An 11452-nucleotide genomic window follows, 5' to 3' on the forward strand; every position below is an offset into this window, starting at 1 on the left:
CTGAGCGGGCTCGGGAATGCCCGGGATTGTGATCCGGGGAACGTTTGTTCGTTGAAGCGGCGCTGAGTGATCAGTCGCCGCTTTTTCTTTGCCCTTCGCCCAGGCGGTAGTCGCGGGCTGTCATGTCATAGGCCTTGCGGAATACGCGGCTGAAATAGGCCATGTCGCTGAACCCCCAGCGGTAGGCAATCTCGCTGATCTGCCGTTTGCCCAGCAAGGGTTCGCGCAGGTCGCGGGCGCAGCGTTGCAGGCGTGACGCCAGCAGGTAGCGGCCGAACGAGGTCTGTTCTTCCTGGAACAGGCTGTTGATGTAGCGCACGCTGATGCCGAACCGGGCGCTGACGCTGGCCAGGGACAGCTCGCTGTCGCCCAGCCGGGTCTGGATGTCGTCCTTGAGGCGCAGCAGCAAGGCGCTGCGGCGTGGGCCCGGGATGTCGCCCTTGACGCGTTCGGACAGCGCCATGGCCAGCAGGTCCAGGCCCTGGTCGACCAGACGTGTCTGTTGTGCTTCGGCCATGCGGTCTTCCAGGCCCGAGAGGCCGGTGAGGAAGTCGAACACCAGGCGGTCGAGGGGGTTGTTGCGTGACATCGGTAACGCGGTCAGGTACTCCAGGTTACACAAGCGCTGTTGCAGGTGGTGCCGCGGAATCTGCACCACGGTCTGGCGAAACGCACCGTCGAAGTGCAGTTGGTAGGGGCGGCGGGTGTCATAGATGGCAAAGTCGCCGACCTCCAAGTGCGCCTCGCGGCCTTCCTGGCAGACCCGGGCGCGGCCTTCGATGGCCAGGCTGACGAGCACGAACTCGTCATCGCTGCGGGCGATGCGCGAGGCGTCTCGCACAACGCTTTGCTCGTTGGCCTGCACGTCCACCACGGCCAGTTCACCGAGGCGGTAGGCCTCCAGGCGGCCGTAGAAATGCTGCCGGTCGGGGAACGCACACGCCAGCGGCACGAAGGTGTTGCAGACCACGTCCTGCCAGAAGTCGGCGCGCTCGTGCACGCCAATGCTGTGGGTATCGAATGAGATGCTCATCGCGTTCAACCTGCGTTTTCAAGCCTTGAGCCAATAAAGATGCAATTGCGGCACCACTGCGCCCCTCCCCGCCGAGGCAGTCAATAAGCGCTTCCTTTGGGTCCTACTGCTGAAGGTGTCGGCGCGCCTAGCCTGTGGTCACTTACCCGCCATTGGAGTCGACCGCGATGCAAGCCCCCCTGAAAGTTGCCTGTGTACAAGCCGCCCCGGTGTTTCTGGACCTGGAGGCCACGGTGGACAAGACCGTGGCGCTGATCGAGCAGGCTGCTGCCGAGGGCGCGGGCCTGATTGCCTTTCCGGAGACGTGGATTCCGGGTTACCCGTGGTTTCTGTGGCTGGATGCGCCGGCCTGGAACATGCCGCTGGTGCACCGTTACCACCAGCAGTCGCTGGTGCTCGACAGCCCGCAGGCACGGCGCATCAGCGCAGCGGCGCGCCAGGCCGGCATTTATGTGGTGCTGGGCTACAGCGAGCGCAGCCAGGGCTCGCTGTACATCGGTCAGTGGATCATCGACAACCACGGCGAAACCGTCGGCATACGGCGCAAGCTCAAGGCCACGCACGTCGAGCGCACGCTGTTCGGGGAAAGCGACGGGTCGTCGCTGCGCACCTTTGAAACGCCCATCGGCGTGCTCGGCGCGCTGTGCTGCTGGGAGCACCTGCAACCGCTGTCCAAGTACGCGCTGTATGCGCAGAACGAGCAGATCCATGTGGCGGCCTGGCCCAGCTTCAGCCTGTACACCAACGCCACCCAGGCGCTGGGGCCGGAGGTGAATATCGCCGCCTCGCGCGTGTACGCCGCCGAGGGCCAGTGCTTTGTGATCGCGCCATGTGCGGTGGTGTCGCCGGAAATGATCGAGCTATTGTGCGACACCGACGCCAAGCGCAGCCTGTTGCAGGCCGGTGGTGGTCATGCGCGGATCTTTGGCCCGGATGGCAGCGAGTTGGCCACGCCGCTGGGCGAGCATGAAGAGGGCCTGCTGTACGCCACGCTGGACCCGGCCGCGCTGATCTTCGCCAAGGTCGCGGCGGACCCGGCCGGGCACTACTCGCGCCCCGACGTCACCCGCCTGATGCTCAACACCAACGCCAACCCGTGCGTGGTGCCGCTGCCCGGCCTGCCGGTCGCGGCGGCTGAAGCGGCGGTACAAGCGAACGAATCCACAGCCGCTGCCCACGTCGAGGTGTGACATGGATTCTTCCATTGCTGAACACTTGCGCCAGCCGCGCCGCCAGGCCAGCAGCACCCCGCCCGGCTACCAGCCGCCCTACCCGGCCTGGTCGGCGCGTTTCGATCCGCTGGTGGGCCAGGTGGTGATGGCCTGCTTCGGCGTGCAGTCCCGGCAGGCGGTCGGCCTGGCCGAGCTGGGGCCGATCACGACGTTGTTCGCAGCCGACGCCGGCCCCCGCTACTGGGACAGCGCCCATTGCGTGGACGCCAAGGGCTTTGCGACCTGCATCGCCATCGCCTACTGGAGCGATGTGGCGGCCTTCGAGCAATGGCGACAGGCCTCGGGGTTTGCCGCGTGGTGGCAGGACCCGGCGCGGGAAACCGGACCGCTGGGCTGGTTCATGGAGGTGGTGTGCCCCACCGCCGACCGCTTCGAGACGCTGTTTTCGGCGCTCGATGCGCCGGAGGGCGTCAGCCACCTGGCCCACGGCATGAGCGCGCCGATTGTGGAGCACGCCTACTGGGGCAGCGCCCGCGACCGCCTGCCGCTGGCGCAGGTCGAGGCGCTGGCCGGCAGTACGGCGCCAGTGGTGGCAGAACAGCTGCGGCCGGGCCGGGTGCGGGTGCCGGGTCGCGACAACCTGTGCCTGATCCGCTCCGGGCAGGACTGGACCGGCACCACCGGCCGGGAGCGCGAGATGTACGTCAATGATGTGCAACCGGTACTGCGCACCGGCATGGATTTTCTGCGCGACGAGGGCCAGGCCATCGGTTGCCTGAATTGCCGGCTGATGCAGGCGCTGGACAGCCAGACCGGCGCGCCGGTGGAAAAGAGCTTTGGCCTGGTGTGGTTCAACGACCTGGCCAACCTGGAGCGCTGGGCCAAGACCCACCCGACGCACCTGGCGATCTTCGGTGGCTTCATGCAGTACGTGCAGGCCCTGAATTTCCAGGTCCAGTTGCGCCTGTACCACGAGGTCGCGGTCATTCCCGCGGACGCGCAGTACTTCGAATACCTCAACTGCCATCCCGACAGCGGCCTGCTCAGCCGCTGAGCCCGCCAGGAGAACGACCATGCCGTACCTCACCCGTCACACCCTGGCCGGCGCCTCGCTGTTGTGCTGCGCCACCGCCAGCCAGGCGCTGGAGATCACTGCCGGCGACTACGAGCCCTTGCCGCCCGGCATGGGCGCGCTGATCCTGTACGCCCAGCACAGCGAAAGCTCGGACTTCTACCGCAACGGCCATAAGGTCTCGGACGATTTCAAACTCAAGACCGATGTTGCGCTGTTGCGTTATATCCAGTCGGTGCCGCTCAGCCCCACGGCCTCGTTCGAGCCGCAGTTCATCCTGCCTTATGGCCGCCTGAAAGCCGGAGGTGATGCCCGCGCCCTGGGGCAGACCACCGGCACCGGCGACCTGATCCTCGGCGCACCGGTCAAGTGGACGCTGGACACGGCGCACAAGGATGTCTTTTCCCTGGGGCCTTACCTGTACCTGCCCACCGGCAGCTACGAGCGCAACGACCCGCTGAACCTGGGTGAGAACCGTTGGCGGCTGTTGCTGCAAGCGGCCTATATCCACCACTTCAACGCTGACTGGGCGCTGGACACCGCCGCCGACGTGTCGTGGTTCGGCCGCAACACCGATGCCGGCCCGGACGGCGTCACCCTCAAGCAAAAACCGCGCTACGAATACCAGGCCTACCTGCGCTACCACCTCTCGCCCGGCACCCACCTGGCCTTTGGCGGCGGCTATGTCGACGGCGGCAAGACCCGGCTCGACAACGTCGACCAGGACGACGCCCTCGGCACCCAGTACATCCGCTTCAGCGCCACCCACATGCTGACCCAGACCGTGCAGGTGCAGGCCGTGCTGGGCAAGGACCTGGAGGTGGAACAAGGCTTCAAGGAAAAAGCCCGGCTCAACCTGCGCCTGACCAAGCTCTTCTGACCCCCGTACACCCCGGTAGGAGCGCGCTCTGCCGGAATGCCGGACCACCGCGACCGAGTGCGCAGCGCTCGCAAAATTTGCGAAACGCCACACATTTACAGCTGTGAACACATTCGAAATCTGCGAAACGCCACAATTTTACGACTGCTGCGCACTCGGTCGCGGGCAAGCGCGCTCCTACGCCGGTCCAGTCTTTGATGCATAACAGGGTGCCGTCTCGTCGGCCTCCATAAGCCACGCCCCGGCCGCGTCGGTGAAACACTTTGCAAGACTACCCGCAGTCGTTACTGTGTAGCCCATCGCAAGCTCCGCTTGATCGCCCCACCGATACGTTCGGTCTGCATGGGCTCCATCTTTTTTCCGGTAGACAAAACACATGACCGCGCAACCCACGGCCGGCCGGCCGTTGACCATGGATGAACGCAACCTGCTCAAAGACCTGATGCTCGCGCAGGTGCCCCGGGACGGCTCGGCGGTGATCAACACAACATTGCAGCAACGGCTGGCGCAGAAGGCGGCGGCCTATGGTCTTGAGGTCGATGACGTCACCTATGAAACCATCCGCGACGAATTGATCGCCAAGGGCTGGCTGTACCGCATGGGCGAAGACGGCGACGCGGTGTCGCTGACGGACCAGCCCACGCCAGACGAACAAGAGCCGGTCACCCCAGAACCACCCGACGACCTGCCCGAGCCCGCCTTCGAAACCCCGGGCAGCATGGAAAAACTGCGTGGTCGCCTGCTCGACCTCAGCGCCCGCAACCGCCTGCTCAACTTTTCCCATGCCCGCTCCAAACGCTTCGTGCGCCTGGTCGACGAATTGCCCGATCAGTTGTTCACCGCCCTGCTCGACGAAACCACGCTGCGCTTTGCCGCGATCCCCGAGCCCACCGAGCGGCAACTGATCGACCAGGGCTACCTGAAATACGACGCCGCCTCGGGCAGTGTCAGCGAGCTCAAGAAACCGCCGAGCAGCGAAGCCTGGGCCATGTGCTCAGGGATCAACACCGAATACGATCTGCCGCTGCCACACCCCGACGGCACCGACAGCGAAGACAAGAAGCACACCGACAACACCCTGCAGACGCTGTACTACCCCGGCGAGCTGGAGGCGCGCCTGCAAACCCTGCACGCGCAGGCGCGGCTGTCGCAGGAAGAGACCGGCGCCAATATCCTGTACCTGGCGCTGGGGTTCCTGGAGTGGGACGAATCCATCGCCGGCAAGAACAGCCCGCGCCTGGCCCCGCTGATGCTGCTGCCGGTGCGCCTGGAAAAGGGCAAGCTCAATGCCAGGACCGCCACCTTCAGTTATGAGATGCACTACAGCGGCGAAGACATCCTGACCAACCTGTCGCTGCAGGAAAAACTGCGCCGCGACTTCGGCCTGGCGCTGCCGGGCATCACCGAAGACCTGCTGCCCGAAACCTATTTCGCCCACGTGCAGAACACCCTGCTGGAAACCAAACCCGACTGGAAGCTGCACCGCTACGCCTCGCTGGGCCTGTTCGAGTTCGGCAAGCTGATGATGTACCTGGACCTGGAGCCGGAGAAGAACCCGGCCCTGTTGCAGAATGCGCTGGTGCAGCGCCTGACCGGCCTGTCCGGCAGCGCTGCCACCGAAGAAGACCACACGGCAGGTTCTGGCTCTGCGGGCGGCAGTTTCAGCAGCGAGCACGCCATCGACGAACTGCCGGACGTGCATCAGCAGTTCCCGCTGATCGACGACGCCGACAGCTCACAGCACAGCGCCTTGATCGATGTGATGCGCGGCGAGAACCTAGTCATCGAAGGCCCACCTGGCACCGGCAAGTCGCAGACCATCACCAACATGATTTCGGCGGCCCTGGCCCAGGGCAAGAAGATCCTCTTCGTGGCCGAGAAACGTGCCGCCCTGGAGGTGGTGAAAAACCGTCTGACCCGCGCCGGCCTCGGTGATTTCTGCCTGGAATTGCACAGCCACAAGAGCCAGAAAAGCGCCGTGGCCGCCAGCATCGGCCAGCGCATCAGCAGCCAGGGCAGCTACCTGCCACCGGAGCAATTGCAGGCGCTGATCGCCAACTACGAGCGCCTCAAGCAGCAGCTCAACGACCACGTCAAGCAACTGCACGCGCTCCACGAAGACAGCGGCCTGAGCGCGCACCAGATCCTGATGCAGGCCACGCGCCTGCGCGAAGAGCTGGGCCTGCGCCCGGCCGATGTGCACCCGGCCCAGGTGCAGGGGCTCGACCGCAACGAGATCAATGAACAGGCTGGCTACTTCACCCACCTCTACAGCAAGACCGCCGCCGAGGCCGGGCCCACCGGCGAGCTGGCCACACACCCGTGGTTTGGCTGCACGCTGACGCAACTCACCGGTCTGGAACGCACCGCCTTGCTGCAACAGTTGCAGCAAGCCATCGCGGCCTTGGTGCAACTCGACAGCGCCCGCACCACGGCCGCCGGCCAGCTTGAGGCTGCCGAGATCACCAGCGCCTCGCTGAGCACGCTTGAGCAACTGGCCCAGGCGCTGGCCGCCGTGCCGTTGCCCAAGGGCGATGAAGACTGGGCGCTGATCGAGCGCCTCGACGCGGCCCGCTGTGCCGCGCTCCAGGCCTGGCTGCAGGCCATGGACAAGTTGCTGGAGCAACGGCAACTGCTGGCCCGCTCGCTGGCCGTCGAGGCCATTGACTCAGGCACCACCGTCGACACCCTCAAGCAGGCGTGCGCGCACATCCATCGGCACAACGACAGCGACAGCCTGAAACTCGATGACCTGCTCGACCTGACCCAAGCCACCCGCGACCTGCTGGCGGGCGCCGCGCCCACTGCGCAGTTGCTGCAGACGATCAACCGCACCGCCACCGGCCAGACGCTCAAGACCGACAAACAGGGCCTTGAGCACCTTGACCTGCTGCTTGATCTGCTGCGGCAATTGCCGGCCGGCGTGGCCGGGCTGCGCCACAAGCGCTTTGAACAGGCGGCGATGGACAGCGTGTTGCCCGAGCTGCAGCACCTGATCGCCGACATCCAGCGCCTTGAAACGCAGACCGCTGAAACCTTCAGCCTCGAACGCCTGCCCGACCACACCCGCCTCGAAGACCTGCAACGGGTGCTGGCCGACGACTCGCTGCTGGCCTGGCTCAAGAGCGACTGGCGTGCGGCCAAGGCCGAAGTGCTGGGCATGGTGCGCCCCGGCGTCAAGCTCGCGGCGGCGCGTGAGGCGCTGCCTGACAGCATCGCCTACAAGCGCAGCCTGCAGCGGCTCAACACCCATGCGCTGTACCGCGACACGCTTGAAGAGCTGTTCAAGGGCCGCGACACCCGGGTCGACGACCTGCTCGCCCTGCGTCACTGGTATCGCACCTTGCGCGACCGCTGTGGCCGCGGTTTCGGCGCCACGGTCTGGGTCGCGCAGTACCTGCTGGAAGAAAGCAGCCAGACCCTGGAGCTGTTGCAGGCCGATGTCGGTGCCCAGCAAACCTACCTGGGCGACGTGCTGAACCACCGCACCCGCCTGGAAAGCGCCCTGCCGCTGGACGCCCATGCGCTGAAGTCCGCCGACCTGCTTGGCGCCGAGGGCCTGTACGCGCACCTGGTGAGTGAACTCGGTGGTGCGCTGAACACGCTCCTGGCGCTGGTGAAAGAACAACAGCCCACCACCGCCCGGGTGTTGAAACTGGCCAAGGCCCTGGAGATCTGGCAGGAACTGGCCCACGCCCAACAAAACAACCTGGCGATGCGCGAATGCCTGGGCGAAGAGCAGCTGCCGCGTCTGGATCAGCTCGCCAACGCCCGTGTCCGCTTGCAGGCCTGGCAGCACACCGTGGCGCTGGCCAGCCCGCTGATGAACCTGTCGATTCGCCCGCGGCTGCTGGCGCAACTGGCCGGCGGCACGCCGCGCCAGGCCGAGCAACGTGTGCAGGACTGGCACGCACTGAGCGAGCCGCTGGCCGCCGCGCTGGCGCACGCCCGGCAAACACTGGGCGAGTTCATCGCCAGCGCGCAGCTCGATGAGCCCGAATGGTGGGGAGCGCTGGACCGCGACGACCTGGCTGCGTTGCGCCTGCGCCTGCAACGCGCCGCCGATCACGAACCGCTGCTGGAGCACTGGCTGGAATACCGCCGCCTGCGCAAGCGCCTGGCCGACCTGGGTTTCGAGGCGGTCATCCGTTTGGTCGAGAACCGCACTGTTCTGGCCGAGCACACCCGCGACGCCTGCCTGCTGGGGCTCACCGACCTGTGGTCGCGGCAGATCCTGGAAACCAATCCGGCGCTGGGGCAGTTCTCGGGCAAGGACCAGGAAGCCATTCGTGCCCGCTTTGCGGAAATCGACAGCCAGTTGACCCGCCTGCAACGCCAGCAGGTGGCGGCGCAGATCGACCGCAACAAGGTGCCGGAGGGCAACAACTCCGGCAAGGTCAAGGAACGCACCCAGCTTGCCCTGCTCAAGCACGAGGCCGGCAAGAAGACCCGTCACGAACCGATTCGCGCCCTGATGCTGCGGGCAACCGAAGCGCTGCAAGCGCTCAAGCCGTGCTTCATGATGTCGCCGATGGCCGTGGCGCAGTACCTGCCCGCCGGCAAGGTGCACTTTGACATCGTGATCATGGACGAAGCCTCGCAGGTACGGCCCGAAGAGGCGCTGGGCGCGATTTCGCGCGGCAGCCAGCTGGTGGTCGTGGGCGACCCCAAACAGTTGCCGCCCACCAGTTTCTTTGCCCGCCAGGGCGATGACGACGACGAAGAAAACCCCGAGCGCTCGGTGGCGCAGGACTCCGAGAGCATCCTGGAGGCGGCCATGCCGCTGTTCCGCCTGCGCCGCCTGCGCTGGCACTACCGCTCGCGCCATGAAAGCCTGATCGCCTTTTCCAACCAGGCGTTCTACGACAGCAACCTGGTGGTCTACCCCTCGCCGCACCGCGAGTCGCCGGAGTTCGGCGTCAAGTTCGCCCGCGTCGAGCGCGGCCGTTTTGTCGAGCAACGCAACCGCGAAGAAGCCGAGGTGGTGGCCAAGGCCATCGAGCATCACCTGCTGCACAACCCCGAGGAATCGCTGGGGGTGGTGGCGATGAACATCAAGCAGGCCGAGCAGATCGAGCGGGCGCTGGAGCACCTGGCCAAGCAGAACCCGGCCCTGCAAAGCGCCCGCGACCACAATGAAAAAGGCGACGAGCCGCTGTTCATCAAGAACCTGGAAAACGTCCAGGGTGATGAACGCGATGTCATCTACATTTCCGCCACCTACGGGCCGGTGGAAGCCGGCGGCACGGTGCCGCAGCGCTTCGGCCCGATCAACGGCACCGATGGCTGGCGCCGCCTGAACGTGTTGTTCACCCGCTCGAAGAAGCGCATGCAGGTGTTTGCCTCGTTCACCGCCAGCGACGTGCTGATCACCGGCACCTCCAGCCGTGGCGTGCAGGCACTGCGCGACTTTTTGCACTTTGCCGAATCCGGGCGCATGCCGCATGTGCGTGAAACCGGCAAGGCGCCGGACAGCGACTTCGAGGTGTCGGTGATCGAGGCGCTGGAGCGTCATGGTTATCAGTGTGAAGCCCAGGTGGGCGTGGCCGGGTTCTTCATCGACCTGGCCGTGCGCGACCCTGGCCAGCCGGGCCGCTACCTGATGGGCATCGAGTGCGATGGCGCCGCCTACCACTCGGCCAAGTCGGCCCGCGACCGCGATCGTCTGCGCCAGAGCGTGCTGGAGCAACTGGGCTGGCGCATCCGCCGCATCTGGTCGGTGGACTGGTTCCGCAATGCGCGCCTGCAACTGGAGACGATCCTGCAAGAGCTGGCCACCTTGCGCACTGAGCCTGCCGCGCCTGAAGCACAGCCCACCACCGAAGAAGAGATGATCCGCCTGGTGGCCGAGGAATACAGCCAGCACGCCGAGCGAATCACCCTCAAGGGTGGCAGCGACCTGCGCGAGAAACTGGTGTACCTGGACCAGCACATCATCCGCCCGGCCCTGCCGGACACCCCCGAACACCGCCGCCTGCTACGCCCGGCGATGCTCGAAGCCCTGCTGGACAGCAAACCGGCCGACCGCAGCGATTACCAGCAACACATACCCGGTTACCTGCGCGACGGCACCGACCCCGAGGAGACGCGGTTTATCGATGATGTGCTGACCCTCATCAGCGACACCGCCTGACCACTTGCAACCCCGGACTGCTTGCAACCCCGGACCACTGGTAGGAGCGCGCTTGCCCGCGACCGAGTGCGTAGCGCTCGCAAAATCTCGGAAACGCCACAAATTCATGACTGTGAACACATTCAAAATGTGCGAAACGCTGAAATTTTACGACTGCTACGCAGCCGGTCGCGGTGGTCCGGCATTCCGGCAAGCGCGCTCCTACGGGGGCGCGCGGTGTAGGGGGCGCGCGGTGTAGGGAGCGCGCGGCGTAATAGCCGGGTCAGAAATGCGCCTTCAGCAGCAGGCTGATGGCGCTCTGGTTGGTGGTGAACACCTGGCTGTCCCGGATGCCGTACTTGTCGCTCCAGTAGTCGTACTCCACCCCCACATAGAATTTCTTGCCCCAGCCCATGCCCTTGGCCAGGTCGTATTTGACCTGCGGGTTGAAGTGCAGGTTGGCGTGGTAGCTTTTATCGTTGTCGACCACCCAGTCCATGAAGCCGTCGATCACCAGGTCAGAGTTGCCCACCGGCACGGTGTAGCTCCAGACCGGGGTGATCTGCCACACGCCGTCGCCGTCGCGCTTGCCGTCGGTCTGGCGCAGGTAGGTGTTGATCTGGAAATAATCGAAGCCCGGCAGGTTCAGGTCCACCGCCGGCCCCAGCAAGTAGGCGTCGACGTCATCCTCGCCGAACTCGTAGGTGGCCGAGATCAGCACATCCTTGACGATACCGAACGACAGGTCGGTGCCGGTCAGCTTGCCCAGCGACAGGCGCGGGCTGATCTCGCCATAGAAGGTATGGCCGTCGCCGGCGCCGTTGGTGGCCTCGCCATTGAACTTGATGGTGTCGACGAACAGGAACAGGTCGCCGACACTCCAGCCGCTGGCGTGCTCGAAGGTGACGGTCTGCTGCCGGGCCGGGTCGACCTTGAAATCAATACCGTTGAGGTAGGTCAGGCTCTCGTCGTGCCACAACAAGGTGTCGCCCGCCAGGCTTTCTCCGGCCACGAGCAGGCCGCCCGCCAACATCAGGAATTTTGCAGTGCACGTCATGAGAGGTCTTGCTCCGAGGGTTCTGGATCAGGGGTGATAGGCAGGTGTATACGTTTCTTATTGTTGGGTCGGACGCGCGTAGGAGCGGCTTCAGCCGCGAAAGCATTCACCGCGAAATGACAAGGT

Annotated in this window: 6 protein-coding genes; 4 read left to right on the forward strand and 2 right to left on the reverse strand. The window is 65.3% G+C overall.

The genetic code is table 11. The features are described 5' to 3' along the window. Positions 1-70: 70 nt before the first annotated feature. The gene (locus ASF84_RS07170) at positions 71-1033 is read right to left on the reverse strand and encodes a helix-turn-helix domain-containing protein (RefSeq protein WP_056836711.1); all 963 of its coding nucleotides are present in this window, start codon (positions 1031-1033) and stop codon (positions 71-73) included. Positions 1034-1200: 167 nt separating this feature from the next. Between ASF84_RS07170 and ASF84_RS07175 the strand changes: the two genes are divergently transcribed. The 4 genes from ASF84_RS07175 (at position 1201) to hhe (ending at position 10290) form a co-directional block, all read left to right on the forward strand. Next, on the forward strand, positions 1201-2223 hold the full coding sequence (locus ASF84_RS07175) for a nitrilase (protein ID WP_056836713.1): 1023 nt from the start codon (positions 1201-1203) through the stop codon (positions 2221-2223). Between the two features lies 1 nt (position 2224). Next, on the forward strand, positions 2225-3259 hold the full coding sequence (locus tag ASF84_RS07180) for a phenylacetaldoxime dehydratase family protein (protein ID WP_056836715.1): 1035 nt from the start codon (positions 2225-2227) through the stop codon (positions 3257-3259). Between the two features lie 19 nt (positions 3260-3278). Next, entirely contained in the window at positions 3279-4157 is an 879-nt protein-coding gene (locus ASF84_RS07185) for a transporter (protein WP_056836716.1), read from the forward strand. 376 nt (positions 4158-4533) lie between these two features. Next, positions 4534-10290, forward strand: coding sequence for a DUF4011 domain-containing anti-phage protein Hhe (gene hhe, locus ASF84_RS07190; RefSeq protein ID WP_236709384.1), 5757 nt, complete (start codon positions 4534-4536; stop codon positions 10288-10290). Positions 10291-10552: 262 nt separating this feature from the next. Here the strand turns inward: hhe and ASF84_RS07195 are convergent, their stop codons facing one another. Continuing rightward, positions 10553-11326 (reverse strand): outer membrane protein OmpK, encoded by a 774-nt coding sequence (locus ASF84_RS07195; RefSeq protein WP_056836718.1) that lies wholly within the window; start codon positions 11324-11326, stop codon positions 10553-10555. Positions 11327-11452 lie beyond the last annotated feature (126 nt).

Source organism: Pseudomonas sp. Leaf127 (genome assembly GCF_001423155.1).
Lineage (GTDB): Bacteria > Pseudomonadota > Gammaproteobacteria > Pseudomonadales > Pseudomonadaceae > Aquipseudomonas > Aquipseudomonas ovata.

Bases quoted from the DNA above. Each gene is read 5' to 3' on its own strand.
- hhe (WP_236709384.1), top strand. From the start codon at position 4,534: ATGACCGCGCAACCCACGGCCGGCCGGCCGTTGACCATGGATGAACGC.
- ASF84_RS07170 (WP_056836711.1), bottom strand. From the start codon at position 1,033: ATGAGCATCTCATTCGATACCCACAGCATTGGCGTGCACGAGCGCGCC.
- ASF84_RS07185 (WP_056836716.1), top strand. From the start codon at position 3,279: ATGCCGTACCTCACCCGTCACACCCTGGCCGGCGCCTCGCTGTTGTGC.
- ASF84_RS07195 (WP_056836718.1), bottom strand. From the start codon at position 11,326: ATGACGTGCACTGCAAAATTCCTGATGTTGGCGGGCGGCCTGCTCGTG.
- ASF84_RS07175 (WP_056836713.1), top strand. From the start codon at position 1,201: ATGCAAGCCCCCCTGAAAGTTGCCTGTGTACAAGCCGCCCCGGTGTTT.
- ASF84_RS07180 (WP_056836715.1), top strand. From the start codon at position 2,225: ATGGATTCTTCCATTGCTGAACACTTGCGCCAGCCGCGCCGCCAGGCC.